The organism is Streptomyces chengmaiensis (genome assembly GCF_029846775.1).
Lineage (GTDB): Bacteria > Actinomycetota > Actinomycetes > Streptomycetales > Streptomycetaceae > Streptomyces > Streptomyces chengmaiensis.
The window spans coordinates 19,395-37,528 of sequence record NZ_JARWBG010000029.1 but is presented as its reverse complement, the minus strand read 5'-3'; the positions used below and the strand labels follow the sequence as shown (position 1 = coordinate 37,528).

Genomic DNA, 18,134 nt, shown 5'->3' with positions numbered 1-18,134 from the left:
GGGGCGTCATGTTCGGGACCATCTTCAAGAGCGCTCGTGCCATCATCGCCCTCAGTCTGATCGGCGGCGTCAGCCTGGCGGTCATCGTCGGATGGGTCACCGGCTTCTTCGCCTCGATCATGAGCACCGTCGCCGGCCTGTGGAACAACTTCATGGGCTGGATTAACTCACCGCTGGGGTGGGAGCACCTCCTCGCCGGGGCCGGCGTGCTCATCGTCCCGGTCATCGTGCTCGTGCTGATCTTTGCCATCGCCGACGGCTGAGCCTCGCAACTGGGCTCGTCCCGCCATAAAGAGAACCCCCGTGATGCCTGTGCATCACGGGGGTTCTCTCTTTCTGCCGGCTCCTCGTTGCCTACGATGCGGCCTGTAGCGCACGATCCTCAATGGCGTTCTCGAACTGGTCGGTATCCTCGATCACCCCGCAGGTCTCCGGTGGGATCTCGTCCTCGTCACCCCCGAGCCGGCGGTTGAAGCTGCTCGACGCGGAGAACTTCAGCACCACGTAGTCGCCGACATTGCTCTTGCCGAAGCGCACCTTGTGGCCCTTGTGATCCTGTCGGTAAAAGCGGCCGAAGCCCGTGAGCACCACCGTCTCCCCGCAGCTGACCGCGCCCGTGAGTTCGCCGAGCAACGACTCGTACACCTTGCTCACCACCCGGACTGGCGACCCGCTGCGAGTCGCGACCCGAGAGATGAACTCACGCTTACTGACACGCGGATTCGTCATCGTCCTCATACCCACACCCTGTCCTGTCGTCCTTCATGTCGCGGTTTCGCTTGGAAACCAGTCTATCGAAGAAAGTCGCGAGTCTAAAAGGAGGGGATGGCTTATCGAGTGCCGTTCGCAACGCTGTCGTGGCCCATTCGGCTAGAGCTCCAGGTCCGGATCGATCTCCTCCCGGTCGTCCTTGGGTTCGTAGTCGACCGACTCGATGATGTTCCGCGTGTTCGGATCGCGGCGCTGGTTCACGACCTTGTTGTGGGACTCCTCGAACCGCTGCTGCGCCGCCACGCGGTGGGCTGCATCGAGCTTCGCACCGATGTTGCGCTCTCCGAACTCCATCATCGAACCCAGCGCCGACTTCGCGCCCTGCTTGATCGCGTTGACGTGCGGCTTGTTCTGAGCCCGCTGCTGCTCCCATCGGCTCCGATCCTCCGGCGTGACGTAGCCGAACATCCGCGCGAAACGCGATCCGAACCTGACCTGCTGTCCCTCATTCTGTTCCTGGTTCATAGCCCTTCCCCGTGCTTCTTGTTCGTGTTCTCGGATCGCCTTCAGGCGGGCTGGTAGTCCTCGGCATCGGCCCCAGCGTTTGGGCCGTCGTTCCGCGGGCTGTCCTCCTGCTCGGACGACGGACCCGTAGGGCGTGACCGCGGCTTGAGTCGCTGCTCCTCGAAGAAGGCACCCGGGTCGTCGACCGCCGTCTGCAGCGTCTGCTGCCAGTTCTCCCCGAGGCTCCGCTTCAGCTCGGCCTCGAGATCCGGGTACTTCTCGTTCACTGCCTCCATCGCGTCGACGTAGGCGTTGGAGTAGACCCGCTGCTGCTCCTCGGGCGGCAGGCCGTCGATGTCCATGCTCGCGATCATCACCTCGGACTGGTCCAGGCGGTGCTGGAGCATGTCGGGCAGCCCGCTGGTGTCCAGACCCTGCTTCTGTGCCGCGAAGCCGACCAGGTAGCCCAGCATGTTGCCCCCGTAGCCCTCCTGATCGCTGCGGCCCAGCGCGTCGAGCATCGAGGTCTTCATTGTCTCGGCGAGCTGGGCCTGGTGGGCGTCCGCGTCCATGGGCCGGCGCAGCGTGAACATCCCGTCCTCAGGCAGACGCTGGCCCAACTGGTCGTCGAACTCCCCGCTCCAGACCGTGCGGACCCGGTCGGATCCTGCGATCCGCTCCTCGTGCGCAGGGGCCTTGACGATCCGGCCGTGGGCCACGCCGTTGAACATCGTGCGCAGCTCGGGCTCGTACTCCATCCGCTCGCCGATGATCATTCGCGCGCGCTGGACGACCTCCTGGCGCTCCAGGCCGTCTGCGTTCATCTGCTCGTGCAGCCGCTTGCGCATCGCCCGGTAGCTGTCGCGGATCAGGCCGGCGTCCGCGCCCAGCTCACGCATCTTCCAGAAGGCGTTCTCCATGAGCGCGACCTCGGTCATGGCTGCCGAGTCCGGAGTGAACATCTCCCGGTGGCCGCGCTCGCGGTGCTGCATGGCGTCGAAGCGCTTGCGCCACTTCTTCGTCAGGTGGTCACGCGGATCGGTGCTGCCGATGAGGCGCTCGCGCCGGGCGTCGCTCGGCACGTCCTTGAAGATCCTCTGCCGGTGCGCGATGCCGTTCTCGGCAGAGGCGACCATGCCGCGGGTCCTGGTGTCGATGCGCTCCTGGATCTTGCCCTTGAGGGGCTGGAGGTAGCTGTCCATCTCCTTCTTGAAGTCCGGGGCGAGCATCCGCATCGCCATCACCATGCCGACGGCCTGGATGATCGAGTTGGCATTCACTCCGCGCGAGAGCGGCTTGAGGCACGACTGCATCATCATCTGCATGTAGACGTGGTGCATGACGCCGAGCTCCTGCGTCCGTTCCTCGTCGTTGAAGCCGGGCACCAGCAGCTTCGAGTCCCGCAGCGAGGCCATGTACTTCTCGCCGGACAGCCGTGTCTCCGCCCGGAGCTTGAGCAGCTGCTCGCGCTGGTCCAGGCCCTCGGTCTCGTCCTCGGTCCGGTCGACGTCGATCCCGTGCAGGCGCTCGCGGTCGGCCATCCGCTCCTGGGTCTTCGCGCCGAAGAACCCGCGGGCACGGTCCCGGAGCCGCTCGCGCCAAGCGCGCGAACCGTCTGCGTCCTCCGGTCCGGGCTCGTCGATCACCTCGGCGTTGATCGGCTCGTCCGAGCGCGAGTCCCAGTCGGCGTATACGCTGCTCTGCGGTTCGTCGGCCTGCTGCCGATCGTCGTCAACCGGAAGCACCTTGGTCGCGCGCGGGCGGCCCGCGGGTCCCGTTCCCAGTTCCTTGCGCTGTGCCACCTCAGTACCCCACCCCGTAGTCGTCGTCGCCCTGCGGCTGATCGATCTCGATGCTCGGCGTGTAGACCGGGCGCGACGCACCCACGCCCACGGCGTGCGCAGAGCGGCGATGCGAGCCGCGGGTGCGGGAGGTCTGCGCGTCGTGAGAGATCACGTCGCGCTTGACCACCGAGTCATCGACGGCAATCGCAGTGCTGTCCAGGCTGTGCGCCTCGGCGGAGCTCAGCTGATCGAGCTGCCGGGACATCTCCGCCCGGGCCTTCCGGGTCCCCGAGGACGCGAACTGCTCGTTCTTCTCGCCGTCGTAGACGCTCTCGCGGTTCTTGGCCGCCTGCACGAGCGCCTCGAAGTCACCGCCGTAGGCCATCCGGTCCATCACGGTGCCCCGCAGCGACGGGTTCTCTTCGAGGTTGCGGATGAGCCCGGTTTTCGGGTCCTCCAGCGAACTGGCCACCCGGGCCATGTAGTCCGGGTTGACCGTGACGCCGAAGCCCTCCTTGGACTCGTAGAACTCGATGAACTGCTTCTCCCACTCCTCGGCCGTGGCCTGGACCGGCTCACCGTCGAGGAATACCGTGCGCCACTGACCGGGGCCGACGTGTTTGATGCTGCGGCCCCTCCAGAGCTCGCGGCCGGGGCCCTGGAGCATCGCGTACTTGTGCCGGGCCTCGGCGGCGTCGTGCTTGGCCTGCAGGATCGACTGGGTCACCGGGTAGGTGACCTCCAGGACGGCCTTGAGGTCTTCGCCGCGCAGCGCGCGCACGGCGCGCTGGCTGAACGAGCCGCCCAGGCCGGTGCCGTGGGCCTTGATCGCCGTGGCGAACATCGAGGCTTCCTGGTCGGCCTGCGTGATGCCGGGCGTGCCCTGCGCATCGCCCAGGTTCCGGGCGTAGTCGGTGAGCTTCTTCTCGCTGCCCTTGGCACCGGTCTCGACGCAGACCTCGCGCACGCTCTGCAGGTGCGCCGCGCGGTCCGAAAACGTCAGTGCCGCGCCGAACTCTCCACGCTGCGCCTGGCGGTACAGCGCGCTCAGCTCCTCCGTCACGACCTGCTGGCCGAGCTTGATGTCCTCAGACGACTCTGCGCCCGTGAGCGCCCGCAGCCGGAGCCGGTTCGCTTCGCTGCGCGAGCTCTCCAGCTCATCGGCCAGTCCGGCGTCCTTGGAGAGCGCGACCTGGGTGTCCAGCGAGACCTGCATGGCCAGCGGGTGCGAGCCGTCGTTCTTGACCACGCCGGTGTCCAGCAGGTTGGCCGGCACCGAGAGCTTCGCCAGGGCTTCCGTCTTGGCGGCCTCGCTGTGCAGCTTCACCACGGCGACGGCGTCGCCGTCGAAGTCGCCGTCGAAGCAGGCGTCCATCACGGGGTTGATCGCGGCGCCGGTGAGCCGGTCGTCGATCGCGACCCGCATGTAGCGCACGCCGGCGTCACGGAGCACCGGGTCACGCCATACCAGCGCGTGGTCGCCCTCGGCCAGCCCCAGCTGCTCGGCTTTGACCGAGCTGAGCGCAATCTGGTCGACGTCCAGCCGCGGGTCCGCGGTCCACACCATCGTCGCCGAGTCGGTGAGCCGCGAGGCCATCAGCCCGGTCTTGAAGATGTTGTTCTTGCCCGTGAGTACCCGGTTCTGCACGTCGGTCGTGATCGCCTCGAAGGCGCGCTGAGCGCGCGAGACCGATTCGCTCATGCCGCGACGCACCTCGGCGCGCTTCTCCGCGGACAGACCCTGGCCGTCCAGCTGCTCAGTCATGTAGCGGTAGCGGCAGGCCTCGACGAAGACGTCCTGGTAGCTGCGGGTGTAGTCGTGCGTGACGGAAGACCCGTCCTCGAACTCCTGGCCACTGCGCAGATGCGAGGACATCACCGGCAGCTTCCACGAGCTCGCGCTCACCGTCTCGGTCTGCTCACCGGTCGGATACGTGAGTGGGAACGGGATCTCCATGTCGCCGCCACGGTCGCCGATGAGACCGCCGAAGGACTTGCGCATCGCCGTGGTGTTCAGTCCCGGGAGCTGGCCCTCCTTGCGCGGCTGAGTGCGCAGCAGCTCGGGCATCGGAATGAACCGACGCTCGGGGCGCTCATCGAGGACCTCGGCCTGGCCGACCACCCGCAGCGTGCCGTCAGCCTCCATGTCCATGCCGGTCACCAGCAGGTACTCGCGCAGATTCGACTCGGCCCCGCTGTTGTGGCCGTAGAACTCGCGCATGATCGCCGGGCAATCCTGAGACTGCAGCGCCCAAGCCAGCTGAGAGGAGGCCTTACGGCCCTTGCCAGCACGCACCTGCTCGTCGTCGTAGATCTTCGTCTTCTCGTCGACGGCCATGTGAGTGACCACGAAGCGCATCTCACCCAGGGCACCCGGCCGCAGTTCTCCGTTGGGGAACCGCAGGTCGGAGACGTTCCCGCTCATCAGCTCGCGCGCCGAGCCCGCGTTGCGCCGGGAGATCAGGCTGAACGGGCTCATCACCACGTCCAAGCCCGGGTTGGCCCGGAACCAATTGACCTCTTCGACGACATCCTGCTCCTGCGCGTCCTGCAGCGGCATGTCCCGGTCGACGATCAGCGAGATCACGCCCTTGTTGCCGTGCAGATCCGAGATCTTGTCGCCCACGACGAGATCGCGCTCCTGGCCGCCGGCCCCGCGGATGCGGTGGCGCTCGGCGAACTCCTTCGACACCACGATCGGGTCATCAGCCGTCCAGCCGCCGAAGGTCATCAGCGCCGTCTTCGCCGGCGCGGTGACCTCAGCAGACTGCATGATCGTCGAGGCCGTCATCTGCTGGCGGTCGAACGGGTCGTACCGCAGGGTCTCGAGCTCGGGGAGAGCCATGAGCGGCGCACGCTGCCCGGCCACGCTCTCGTCGCCCGGCACGATCCGGCCGTCGGCGTCGACCTGGGCCTGAGTGGTCAGGTACCGCACGATGCCCTGGTTGGTCGCGCCTCCGGTCATCACCGGGTCGAAGTAGCCGCTGGGCGCAGCGACGTTGTTCCGGTCCTTGCCGGTGAGCACCGTCATGTTCCGCCCGCCTGTGAGCCGCCAGGCGTCGAAGCGGTTGTCGTCGGCCGGGTCAGTTCGGTCGCGCTGGGCCCGGTACTCGGCGTAGATCGTCGAGCCGGCCTTGATCTCGTTGGAGTAGCGCACACGGCGCGCCTCGGTCTGCAGGATCGCGGCCGTCCACTCGTCCAGGTGCCCCTTGATCTCGCCGGTGGACTCGTCGAGCTGGTACGTGGTGGCGCGCTCGATGAAGTCGACCGGGTGCTTCGTGCCGTACAGCTGCGAGTAGACCGCGTTGAGCGAGGAGGGCTCGCCGGTCTCGCTGCGCCCGGCGATGAGGTCGCCGGCGATCTGGTACTGGATGCGCTCGTGCATGAGCTGCTCGTAGCCGCGCAGGCGAGTGCGTTCCTCGACCGAGGTCGGAGCTTCGCCCGGAGTCTGGGCCGTGATCGTGGCCTCGTAGCCCGGCACGACCAGAGCGTTCTCCCCGCTGGCGAAGGCGGTGGTGATCTCGCCGTACTCGCCGACATCGAAGACCTGGCCGATCTCACCCGAGATCGCAGCCCCCTTGCCGTCACGGCGCAGCTTCTCGCCGCTCCAGCGGATGACGCCCTGCTCGTCGACCAGGATCTCGGAGATCGTCGCCGCGTTGCGCTCGATGCTCTCGCGCACGGTGGCCCCGATGCGCCGCATGAACGCAGATTCGTGATCGGCGATCGGCACGCAGCGCTCGGCGTCGAAGCGGACGAGCCGGTCCTTGAACCGGGTCGTCTGGAAGGTCGAGCCCATCATCTCGTCGGGGGAGATCCCGCAACGACGAAGCGCCGAGGCAAGGTTGTCGAGGTTCGACCACTGCCCGGTGGGGCTGGTCATGTACCGCGCCACCCGGTCCGGGTTGAAGCGCTGATCGACCCACTCGCCGTCGACGTCGTGGGGCTCCGCCTCCCAGGTCCCGATGAGTTCGAAAGGGACGTCCTCGGCGTGCTGCCGGACCTTCTCGACGGCGGTGCCGCCGTAAACGAGGTTGCCCATCTCGGGCACCCCGTCGGCCTGCAACTCACCGATTCCCTCCAGCCGTTCCTGGTACATCTCTTCGGTCGCCCCCGGGCGCAGCAGATCGCTGTGCGCGCCGGTGAGCACGTCCCAGTAGGAGCGCTGGATCGCAGCGACCTCAGAGTCAGCCGAGTACTCCGGCGGCTCGATCGCATCCAGCTGTCCACCGGTTCGCTCCAGCTCGGCCTCAGCACGAGCGATCAGGTCTTCGACGCCAAGAGCTGCCTGCAGATTCTCCCGCGCGCTCTCGACGGCGGCCTTCGCGTAGGCCTCAGCGGGCTCGGCGTCGATGAAGAAGGCCGGCAGGGAGCGGTTCTTCGCGTCCCGGCGCAGCATCACCTTCGCCCCGGGCCGGGGACCGGACTCGCCGGGCGCCACGTAGTCGCCGACCACGAACATCGACTCCCGGTCGACGTGGTAGCTGTCGGGCACATCCACCAGCGTGCGGCCACGGCCGCGCTCCTGGTGCGTCGTGCCCATCTCGCCGGCGGCGTGCCCCGGCAGATCCGTGCGCTCGATGCGGTGGCCCTGGGCGAAGCGCAGCAGCTGAACGGCCTCCGCCGGCGAGGGGGAGTAGACCGCCATGCCGCCGGGGACCCGGTAGTTCGTCGAGTAGCGCAGCACGGTGCCGTTGTCATAGATCCGGGCTCCGGCGTACTCCTCCTGGCGCGTGTCGGTGAGACGGATCTCCATGCCGGTTCCGGCGATCTTCGCCTTGATCTGCCCCGGCTCGCGGTCGCGCATCACCTCGTAGGACACGCCCTGGGCCTTCAGCTCTTCGAGCAGTGCTGCCGAGCGTGCCACGGCGCGCTGCGACATGAAGCGGTTGCGGTCGACACGGTTCGTCTGGGGATCCCGGCCGCCGTCGATGACCCACTCGCGGACCTGGTCGTATTCCTGCTGGCTCATCTTGTCCATCAGCGCGGTGAGCCCAGCGGCGTCGTCGTTCGTCATCGCTCGGCCGGCCTCGAAAGGTTTGCCCTCGTCGTCGATGCGCCAGAGCACCATGTTCCCGCGCCGGGGATCGGCCAGGGTCTCCACCTCGCCGCCGGCCACGCGTCCGATCGTCTCGTCCGGCAGGTACACCAGCGCGGTCCCGGCGCGCTTCACGGTCGCGCGTTCGGACCAGTCGGGGTCGTAGGGGCTGATCGGCAGCCGGGCCGACTTCGGGTCGGCCTGGGCGCCGACGCCGGTGGCACGGGTGAACTCCCGCTGCGACTGCTGGTAGCGCTCGTTCTGCGGGGAATGGTCACCGAACTGCGGCTCGTAGTCGGACACTTTCTCCGCGAATGCCTGGTCGATGGCGGTGAGGCAGTCCGTGACGCCCAGCCGCGGGTCGGCCAGCGCGGTGCCCCGCTGGCCGAGGATCTCGTCGACCCGGGCGCGGATCGCCTTGGCCTGGGAGATCGGAATGACCTGTCCGGTCTGATCCCGGGCCTGCTCGACTGCCTTGTAGTAGGCGTACTCGTAGAAGTACCTGCGCAGTCCGTGTGCCTTCTTCATGGTCAATCAGCCTCCTGTGGAAGCTCGGGGTTGCATAAGTGTGCATAGAGCCTACCCTGCCTATCGAAAGGAAGTGAGAGGCTATCCGGAAAGGCCAGTGCCGAGGCGGTCCCCCTTAGTCGAGAGACGACCTCGGCACTGGTCGTGATCCTTGGCTGGCCCCCAAGCGGCCGCCGGCTACTTCGAGTTCATCTCGATGGCCATGGCCCGGTCGAACCGGCCGTCGGCCAGCACCTCCCAGCTCGGCAGTGAGGCCAGGTACTGGTAGAAGGCCGAGTGGACCTTCACCGTCGCCAGGGACTTCAGGTCCTCCTCGGTGACGTCCTCCTCCGCGAACACCCGCGAGTCCTCGTCGTTCACATGGCCGTTGATCCGGCGGGCCGCATTGGCGTACGCGTCCGAGCGGATCTGGCTGATGTACGTCTGAGACCCGTCGGCGCTGCGCAGCTCGCCGTCGCCGCCGACCGAGAAGTGCTCGCGATCCCGCTCCAACTCAGTCTGCGCCGACTTGTAGGCCTCCCCGATCTCGATGTCCAGGCTCTTGACCTTCGCCGAGCCGTCGGGGTTGACCAGCATCTCCTTGCTGATCGTCCCCTCGGCGTAGAGCAGACGCTGCCGCTCGACGCTGACCGCCTGACTCTCGGCGACCGCAACCCCGACCTCGACGTTCTCGATGAACTGGTCCTCGTCGAACATGCTCATCCCCTCGTACTCGTCGGGGTCGACGACCACCGGAGCGTTGGGGTCCCGGCCCTCGTCGACCGTGGTCATCGTCGTGATGACCTCCATGACCTCGTCGGCGTAGACATCCGGGTCCAGGCGCTCGATGTCGACCTCCTGGTAGCCGTAGATCTCCTTGTACTGCGCCTTCGCGTCCGCGGCCTTGACCGCCTGCCGCATGCGCTTCTCCAGCATCTTCACGAAGTCCGGCTGGTTCATCCGCACGTCGAAGTCCATGGCACTGGACAGCGTCGGGATCGTCTGCAGCGAGTACGTGTGCCCCGGGTGCTTGATCGTGTTCCCCAGCAGCCGGAACGACATCGGCAGAATCGTGTGGTTGCGGTTCCAGATCGGCGCATCGCCGGCCCGGAAGACGATCGAGTTGCGCGGCGAGAGGAAGGCCATGTCGTTGTAACTGATCAGCGGCTCTTCCTTGGTGCTCATCGTGTAGGAGACCCGGCCCTCGGTCTTGCCGCCGATGACCTTGTCGAGATCCTGGCTGATCTGCTTGCTGTCCCTGTACGACCGGTGCGTCTTGCCGCTCATCTTCTCCAGCGTCTCGATCATCGAATCGTCCGTGGACTTCAAGAAGACGATGTTCGAGGTGTTGCCCTGCACGATCTTGTCGACGCTCTCGCCGTAGACGTCGCGCAGCTGCTGCAGGGTCTGCAGGATGAGGGTGAACTGCTGTTCCTGGCCCAGGCCGATGGAGAGCATCGTCTCGAAGCCGTCGATGCCCTTGCCCTCCGACTGCAGGTTGCCGAGCTCGTCGAGCATGAACCGCGTGCGGTAGAGCGGCTTTTGGTTCGACTTCGTCATGTACGCCTGGTCGGCGCTCACGTCGAACAGCTGCTTGACCAGGATCAGGATCAGCTTCGCGTACTTCATCAGGTGAGGCGGAGTCACCAGGAACAGCGCCTTGGGGGACTCCGAGTAGCGCGACAGTGTCTGCGTGATCGCCCGTGCCTGGTACGAGACCTTCTCCGGGTTGCCGCCGCCGGAGAAGTCGAGTCGCGTGTCCGGGTAGAGGGTGTCCCCGGGCTGGAAGGACAGGATCTTTCCGTCCCGGGTGCCGCCCTCACGCACCGGCTTCAGCTCACGCATCACGCCGTTCTTCACGATCTTCTTGCCCGTCACCGGCTCGACCACGTAGTGCCGGCCGTTGAGCGAGACCTGGTAGTTCTTTGTGAAGCTGAAGTAGAAGGTGCGTACCAGCATCTTCGTCTGCGGGTTGACCAGCTCCAGCTTGAGCCAGGCTTCGTCGTCAGGGAACTTGCCCTTGAAGTTGTACCGGGCCCAACCTTCGCGGCCGACGATCTCCTCGTGTTCGAAGTCCTCGCCCAGGTTCTCGGTGAACATCGGGTCTGCGTAGGCCGACCACACGGCCTGCTGGCCGACGAGGTGGTCGCGCTTGACGTAGTTCGGCGCGAAGCGCACGCCGAGGCGACGCGGGAAGCTCAGGCCGGCCAGGTCGGTGTTCTGCGAGGGCTTGCCCGAGGTCAGCGTCGAGATCGTGGGGTCGGTGAAGAACGACATGGCGGTGATCGCGATGCCGTACACCGAGGCCAGCATCTTCTCCGCGCCGGCCATCGAGCGCAGCGCGTTGTGGGCGTTGCCCACCAGCGTGCGCATGTTGTTGCGGGGCAGCTCCTCGCTCGCGTTGAAGTACAGGCTGAGCATGTCCTGATCGGCCTTGCCCTCCCACATGAAGGCCTGGGCCGCCGCCTTCTCCTGCTCCTCGGCCAGGGCGTCCTCGTTGTTCTCGAACCCGCCGGCCTTGACCCGCTTCTCCAGCTCGGCCTCAGGGTTCTTGATCTTCTTCGAGCTCATCTGCACGAAGAGCTGGTAGCAGTTGTAGAGCGTGACCTTGCCCCAGAGGTCATCGAGCTTCTGCTCCAGCAGCGCCGGGTCCATATTCAGCACGGCTGCGGCGCTGCGCAGCTCCCGCTCCTCCTCCAGGTAGAAGTCGATGAGTCCGTAGGCCGCGCGCTTGAAGGCGTTGTTGGCGGCATTGGGCCAGACCGGGTCCTCGCCGCCGTCGAGCGGAAAGAAGATCCCGGCGATGTTCTCCACATACAGTGCGCACTTGGTGAAGTTGCCCTCACGCGCCGCGTCGGCCGCCAGCCCCAGGGGGTTGTAGATGTCGGTCTTCATGGAGTTGATCAGGTTGAACTGCACCGGCTCGAACCCGCGTGTGACCAGGGGAACGTAGTTCTTCACCAGCAACTCGCCCTTGGGGTCGTTGATGACCATGTTCGAGGGCTTCTTTTCCCGCGACCACATGTCGATGACCGGCTCGATGTACGTCTGGCCCTTACCGGCTCGGGTGATGGCCAGCACCATGGTGTTCACCGGCGCGGTATCGACCACGTACGCCCCGGCCGGGCGCTGGACCTCGTACGCCGGGAACGTCCAGTCCGCCTTGATCAGGTCAGCGACGGTCTTGTACGTGTCCGACCCGAAGCCGAGCTTGTCCCGGTTCTTGCCGTCAGGGTTGTACGGGATCCGCGTCGTGTCGTACTTCTGCCGCAGCGTCTTGTCATCGGGGAGACCGGAAGCCTCGAACAGCTTGTCACCGAAGTCTTCGTCGATGATCGGGAGGGTCTGCGTCAGCGGATTGCCCTCGTCGTCGTCCATGACCTCGCCGGCGTAATAGACGAGGTTCCCCTCCTCATCGGTGACGTCGTTCTTGGCGCGCTGGGCGACTTCGACGGTGCCCAGGCCCTTCTTCTTGAGCATCATGTGGCTGAGCATCGAGCTGACCTGCACGCTCGAGTGAGCACCGGCGTCGGGGAACCAGTCGTAGTTCTGTTGAATCTCTTCCGGCAGAGCGATGTGCTGGTCGTTCTGGTACTGGTTGATGTCGCTCGTGGTGTTCATCAGGTTCGCCGCGGCGACCTTCCGCGAGAACCACGTGCCGATTATGAGGGCGACCATCAGACCCGAGCCGAGCGTGATGAAAAGCTTGAACCCCGAGACGTCGGACAGCTGCTCGCCGACCGTCGTCGCGCTCCTCTTGGGCTCAGCCGGCCTCTCGGCGCTGGGCTTGCCGTCCTTCGCCGCGGTGTACCAGCTGGGGACCGGAACAGCCTCAGCGCTGGGGTAACACTTCGCCTTCACGTCCGGGTTGCCGTCCTTGGTCAGGGGCCGGTAGCACTTCACGACCGAGCCGCCCGTACCCGTCGTGGTGTCCTGGACGTAGTACGCGCTCGGCTTGCCGGTGCCGTTGCCGGGCACGCCCGAACCCACGGACGTGCCCACCGAGAGCACCGCCGTGGCGATGAGCGAGTAGAAGACCCAGGCGACGATCGTCGCCAGCACGCCGGTGATCACCGCGACGACGATGCCCGGCCTGGTCGACCTCAGGGTCAGGAACGTGCTGCGGTCCAGCTGCTGGTTGTCGTAGACGTCTCGGTTCGTCAGCGTCTCGCCGGGCGTCCGCGCCGAGATCTTGTCCCAGCTGCTCGCCTTCGGCCGTGCCGCCTTCCGCCTGTTCGTGGCCATTGTGATTCCTTACTCTCGGGCCTCGCTAGCTTTGCTGTCTTGGTGTCCAGTGCGCCTGCCTGCGCAGACGACGACGGCGCATGGGGAACGCGCCCCATGCGCCGTCGGATCACCCCGCCGTTCATGACCGGATCGCTCAACGGGTCAAGACCACCCCGACGATGAAGCCGGCCGCGGCCATCAGGAGCGAGAGCGTGATGATCATGACGACGAGGATCTTGTTCGAGCGGCTCTGGATCTCCGAGGCCCGTGCCAGCTCGTTGGCGTAGGACTCCCTGTCGGCCTGCATCTCCGTCAGGCGCGCCTCGTACCGCTTGGCCACTGAATCCTCGACCGTCGACAACTGCTGGAGCAGGTCGGTGACCCGCGCCACCTGGGAGTTGGTCTTCTCCTTCTCCAGGTCGAGGTTGTGCTGCCACTCGGCGTCCCGAGCCGTCATCTGCGTGATGGCGTCCTTGCGGTTGCGTTCGAGCTCGTCCTCCATCCGGCGGATCCGGTCGGCGTGCTCAGAGCGCACCGACTCCAGGAGGTCCTGCTGCTCCCGGCGCAGGACGCCGATCTCGTCCGTGGTCCGCAGGTGCTCGGCCAGCGCCTCGGACTGGGCGATGTCGGCCTTGCGGTTGTCGTCGACGATCCGCTGGATCTCGGTCTTCCACTGGTTCAGGCGCTCTTCCTCGGCCGCCAGGTACTCCGACTGCCGTTCGGCCAGCACCTCGAAGATCCGTGTCTGCCCGGTCTGCATCTTCAGCGTCGCGTCCGAGCGCCGGACCCGCAGGATCTCCTGCTGGTTGTGCGCGTGGGTGTCCTCGATGTCCCGCTCGATCTCGGCGACGGAGTCGATCTGCTCGCGCTCCATCTTCGAGCGGTTGCGCTCCTTGTACTGCAATTCCGCCGAGAGCGCCGCCTGCTGGGCCACCTTGGAGGCCTGCGCCTCGTAGTCCTTGGCGATCTCCGCCCGGCGGGCCCGGATCTTCTCATCCTTCTCCGTCTGCCGCAGGTGGTGCTCGGCCTCGGCGGCGTCCTTCAGCAGCTTGTACCGGGAGCCCGCGCGGTCGGTGGCCACATCGCGGATGACCTGCTCGGTGTGTGCCGACATGAGGTTGACGTAGAGCGCACGCAGCTCATCCTCATGCGCGGAACGGAGCTGCATCAGGTCTGCGTTGGCCTGCCGGTTGAGCTGGGCGACCTGGTCCCCGAGCCACTCCGTCGAGCCCTCGGGCACAGCGATCTGCACGACCGGCGCGCCGATGGCGAAGGTCGCGTTGAACTCATCGAGCCGGACGTCCAGGTCCAACTCCTCGGAGAGGAACCGGCGGGCGATGACGTCGCGTACCTGGGCCTGATCGGCCAGCAGCACAGTGTCGCCGGCTTCCTGGTAGTCGCCCTCGATACCGTAGCCGGCGTCGGTTTCGTCGAAGCCCTCGTAGCCGGCCACCTCGTCGCCGTCGTAGTCCGGCTCCGGCTCGACCGGAGCGATGCCCGCGTCGTCGATACCTGCGGCGCCCTCCTCAAACATGAGTGCGTCCGCCCCTCCGTCGTCGTTGCCGACGTCGCTGAAGAGCGGCTCGTCGTCCAGGCCCTCGTCAGCCCCCTCGACACCGGGGATCTCGTCGAAGATCGCATCGCCCTCGTCCTCTCCGAGGACCGCGGTGACAGGGCCAGTGGTCCCAGCGTCGGCGACCAGGCCGCTGTGCTCTTCCCACGCCTTCTTGCCCACGGCTTCTTCGAGGCTCGTGGCACCTGCAGCGACAAAGCGCGCCTGCGCGAAGGTCGCATCGTTCACCAGATCGACGAGCAGGTCGCCGCTGGGCTTCTGCCACACGACGGCCCAGGCATAGGTGGCACCGGTGAGCAGCGAGTACTCCTCCATGCGCGCGAGAGTCTCGTCGGTGGGGATGATGCCGAAGACCTCCTCTTCGAGCATCTCCGCCGTGGCCACCGTGCGGATCTGGTCGGAGCTGATGAGCTCGATGATCGAGCCCTTCGCCTCGTCCCGGCCGTGCCGCTTGCTCAAGCCGCCGATCTCGTCGGCTGCAAGCACGAGCATCACCCAGGCCGTACCGCTGGGAAAGACGAACCGCGTGTTCGACCGCAGCAACTCGACCGCCGCCGGGATCGCCGTCTCTCTCACGACGGAGGACAGAAGCTCGTCGGGCTTCTTCTTCCGTTCCTTCTTCTGGCTGACCGCTGCCGCTCCCAGAATGCCCATTGATACTCGATCCCTTCGCTAATAGAACACAGTTCGCCTGGTTTATGAGTATCTTATCGCCGCACTATTAGAATAGGCAATCATAGGGCATGAAATGGCTATTGGCGTACGAGTCGACTCGTTCCCGCTGTCCTCGACCGGTTCATCGCACCGCGCTGACCTCGACGTAGGCGTCGGAACTCAGCAGGTTCTTGTCGTCGCTGACCAGGTCGCCGACGACGTCGATGCGGATCCGTCGTTCCGAGGGGTGCTCGTTGAGGAAGGTCGCCACCGCGGTGGTGACCTCGTCGGTCAGCTTCGCCACAGCCGCACGCGCACCGCCGGCATCAGAGTCGGTGTCGCCCTTGTCCTCGATGAGGTACTGCAGGACCCTCGCATCGACGTCGACCCGCACGTTGTGCTTGACGAACACCTCCTGCACCATCTGGCGCAGCTTCTTCCGCACGATCTTTTGCTGCGTCGGCAGCGACAGCGGCTGGAAAGGCACGATCGCGTCGATACGGCCCAGCAGCTCGGGCGGAAACCGGTTGTCGCCCGTCGTCGAGGAGATCGAGCGGCGGATGAGCTTCTCGTACTCCAGCAGATGCTTGCCCGAACCGGTGTCGTCCGCCGCGTACTGCGCGATGTCCTTGTAAATCTCCGAGCCCGCGTTCGTCGTCAGCACGATGTAGGTGTTGAGGAAGCTCACCTCGCGGTTGTTGTCGTCGTTGAGCCGGCCGTCGTCGAGCACCTGCAGCAGTACGCGCGTGACCATCGCCGAGGCCTTCTCGACCTCGTCGAAAAGCAGCACGGCGTGGGAGAGGTCCCACACGCGCTTGGTGAGCTCGGAACGGAACGCCGCCAACGACGAGTCCTCGGCGTACTCCGTCATGTCGAACCGGATCAGGTGCCGCTGGTCGTCACCGAACAGCAGCCGTGCCAGCTGCTTCGTGAGCTCCGTGTTGTGCGTGACCACGAACTGACCAGCCTGGTAGAGGTGCTCCTCGTCGTTGACGTAGATGCACGACGAGCTCTGCTGCTCCGGCAGCTTCTCGATCGACTTGACGCCCACCATGTCGAACTTCTTCACGCGCTCGCGCCCCGACGTCTCTCGCGCCGCCCGCGCAGCGATCTCACGCTTTCGCGGGAGCTCGAAGAACTGCACCTTGTTCGCGTTGCCCACCTTGACGTGGACGTTGTACTCGACTAGCTCGCGACGATCCTCCTTGGTCCGCCGCCATGTCTTCAGAGAGTTCGAGACGCCGAGCGAGAAGAGCACGTCCTGCAGATCCTCGGCCAGGTCCTTCGAAACGGTCGAGTACGACACGTTGAAGCGCCCAGACGTGCCGTCGATAGTCCCATCGGTATCGAACAGGCCCCGCACCAACGCCCAGCGCTGCTTGACCGAGGCGTGCTTGTACGCCTCCGGGATACGGCGGTCAGCGGAGTAGGTGCCCACGAGTTCCGGGACGGAAGCCAGAACGTCCTTCGTCTGGTGCAGAGCCTCGCCCCGGCCATTGGGATGCGCCCATCCGGCCGGGAAGTTCCAGCTGTAGCCGTTGCCTGCCTGCTTCGGCTCCGACCCCAGCCACTCGCCGACCGTCCACACGGTCTGATCTGCGTCGTCCGCGGCCGAGGACAGCGTCAGCTGCGACTCCGTAAGGCACCCATTGCCAATGAGCACACCGAGGACGTAAGGGTCGACCCCCAAGTTTTGCTCGGGCCATTCGACCGCCTCGTTGGCGGGAATGAAGAACTTGAGGTGCTCGCGCGGGTCCCCGGCGTACGTGCGAACCACGCCACGCTCGAGCATCTCCAAGGTCGTCAACGTCACCGGCTCCACGTCCTTGCCGGCGTGCTTGTTGGAGCGCTGCTTAGCCGTGTAGACCGTCCACAGGTGCGGACCGCCAACGTCGAGCGTGCGGCCATCCCACAGCGTGACCTGGTAGACGTCCTGCATGCCCTGCGGGAAGTGACCGAGCACCTCGATCGGTCGACCGTGACGACCGAACACGAAGTCCCCGGGAACCAGATCCCCATGACGCTTCCACGCGACCCTGCCGTCCCACGAATAGACTGGAACACGCGTCGAATCGACGCAGAGCTTGCCGACGCCCGTGGAGCCCGTAAACAGCAGGCTCGCCATCGGCTTTCCCTTGTCGTTCAGGTCCGCCACCGACAGCTGCAGCCGTCTCGCCACCGCACGTGTCGCCAGGTCCTGGCTGAACACCTTCGTGTCCAGTTGCTGCTTGATCTTTGCGCCGTCGACCTTGAAGGCCACATTGACGCCGAGGGACTCCTGGAGTGCATCCGAGAGCAGGTCCCGGTCCATCGGCCGATGAGTGAACCGGTGCCAGCCGACCATGGAGTCGAGCACGAGGATGGACTTGCGTGGCTGGGCGCTGGCCGGCATGTAGCGCTGGGTGTACTCGTAGATCTGCCGGAAGATGTGGTCGTCGTAGAACTCGTCGGCCACCCCGTAGCGCTCGGCCATCCCCTTGAGGATGGTGATCGTCGTCTCCTGGCCCGGCGGGTTGAGGTTGATGCGCTGCAAGCGCTCGACAAGCGGCTGGTTCGACGAAATGTGCTGGTGGAACTCCTCGTAGGTCGTCGCCGCGATGATCCTGATGCCACGGGTCCCCGAGGCGGCGAGGACCGGCTTGATCGCCTCGACGGCGGCGTCGGAGAGCTGGATGATCTGGTGGAACTCGTCGATGAAAAGGACCAGTTCGTGCGCTTCGTCCTTGACGAAGCGCTCAGCCTCGTCGAAGAAGCCCTTGAGCATCGCGGCCATGTTCTCGGCGTTGCCCGCCTCGGAGATCATGCGTGCCGGGTCCGCTTCGAGATAGAGACGATCCGGATCCATGAGCATCGTGGCCTGGACCAACGCGGTCTTGCCCGTTCCGGCTTCGGCCAGCAGAAGCGCATTGCACAGCTCGGGGCGGCTCATCGAGGCCAGTAGCTGCATCGTCTCGTGCTCGCGGCCGACGATGTCGCGCTCGGCCTTCTTCAGTGGCTCCGAGAGCTTGGACAGGAGTGGGTAGCGCTCATCGAGCTGTGCCTCGTGGAACATGCCGCGCAAGACCTCTCGACTGGACTGAGGGTTCAACTGGAAAATCAGTCGAAATCCTATCATGAGTCGCATTCTATAGGGCAT

8 protein-coding genes are annotated in these 18,134 nt (G+C 65.8%); 1 reads left to right on the top strand and 7 read right to left on the bottom strand.

The genetic code is table 11. The features are described from left to right. The first annotated feature begins 8 nt into the window (after nucleotides 1-8). Entirely contained in the window at nucleotides 9-263 is a 255-nt protein-coding gene (locus tag QCN29_RS22965; protein ID WP_279930481.1) for a hypothetical protein, read from the top strand. Nucleotides 264-354: 91 nt separating this feature from the next. Here the strand turns inward: QCN29_RS22965 and QCN29_RS22960 are convergent, their stop codons facing one another. The 7 genes from QCN29_RS22960 to QCN29_RS22930 all read right to left on the bottom strand — a co-directional run bounded on the left by QCN29_RS22960 (nucleotide 355) and on the right by QCN29_RS22930 (nucleotide 18,113). Continuing rightward, nucleotides 355-729: an HU family DNA-binding protein gene (locus QCN29_RS22960; RefSeq protein WP_279930541.1), complete on the bottom strand. Its 375-nt coding sequence runs from the start codon at nucleotides 727-729 to the stop codon at nucleotides 355-357. A 141-nt stretch (nucleotides 730-870) separates the two neighbouring features. Continuing rightward, nucleotides 871-1,236 carry a hypothetical protein gene (locus QCN29_RS22955; protein WP_279930480.1) on the bottom strand — a complete coding sequence of 122 codons (366 nt, stop codon included), beginning with the start codon at nucleotides 1,234-1,236 and terminating at the stop codon, nucleotides 871-873. 41 nt (nucleotides 1,237-1,277) lie between these two features. Further along, on the bottom strand, nucleotides 1,278-3,017 hold the full coding sequence (locus QCN29_RS22950; protein WP_279930478.1) for a hypothetical protein: 1,740 nt from the start codon (nucleotides 3,015-3,017) through the stop codon (nucleotides 1,278-1,280). 1 nt (nucleotide 3,018) lies between these two features. Then, entirely contained in the window at nucleotides 3,019-8,565 is a 5,547-nt protein-coding gene (locus tag QCN29_RS22945; RefSeq protein ID WP_279930476.1) for a hypothetical protein, read from the bottom strand. A gap of 177 nt (nucleotides 8,566-8,742) precedes the next feature. Continuing rightward, nucleotides 8,743-12,789 carry a type IV secretory system conjugative DNA transfer family protein gene (locus QCN29_RS22940; protein ID WP_279930475.1) on the bottom strand — a complete coding sequence of 1,349 codons (4,047 nt, stop codon included), beginning with the start codon at nucleotides 12,787-12,789 and terminating at the stop codon, nucleotides 8,743-8,745. A 136-nt stretch (nucleotides 12,790-12,925) separates the two neighbouring features. Next, nucleotides 12,926-14,998, bottom strand: coding sequence for a coiled-coil domain-containing protein (locus tag QCN29_RS22935; protein WP_279930474.1), 2,073 nt, complete (start codon nucleotides 14,996-14,998; stop codon nucleotides 12,926-12,928). 142 nt (nucleotides 14,999-15,140) lie between these two features. Beyond that, nucleotides 15,141-18,113 carry an AAA family ATPase gene (locus QCN29_RS22930; protein ID WP_279930473.1) on the bottom strand — a complete coding sequence of 991 codons (2,973 nt, stop codon included), beginning with the start codon at nucleotides 18,111-18,113 and terminating at the stop codon, nucleotides 15,141-15,143. Between the last annotated feature and the right edge of the window lie 21 nt (nucleotides 18,114-18,134).

Bases quoted from the DNA above. Each gene is read 5' to 3' on its own strand.
- QCN29_RS22965 (WP_279930481.1), top strand. From the start codon at position 9: ATGTTCGGGACCATCTTCAAGAGCGCTCGTGCCATCATCGCCCTCAGT.
- QCN29_RS22960 (WP_279930541.1), bottom strand. From the start codon at position 729: ATGACGAATCCGCGTGTCAGTAAGCGTGAGTTCATCTCTCGGGTCGCG.
- QCN29_RS22955 (WP_279930480.1), bottom strand. From the start codon at position 1,236: ATGAACCAGGAACAGAATGAGGGACAGCAGGTCAGGTTCGGATCGCGT.
- QCN29_RS22945 (WP_279930476.1), bottom strand. From the start codon at position 8,565: ATGAAGAAGGCACACGGACTGCGCAGGTACTTCTACGAGTACGCCTAC.
- QCN29_RS22940 (WP_279930475.1), bottom strand. From the start codon at position 12,789: ATGGCCACGAACAGGCGGAAGGCGGCACGGCCGAAGGCGAGCAGCTGG.
- QCN29_RS22935 (WP_279930474.1), bottom strand. From the start codon at position 14,998: ATGGGCATTCTGGGAGCGGCAGCGGTCAGCCAGAAGAAGGAACGGAAG.
- QCN29_RS22930 (WP_279930473.1), bottom strand. From the start codon at position 18,113: ATGATAGGATTTCGACTGATTTTCCAGTTGAACCCTCAGTCCAGTCGA.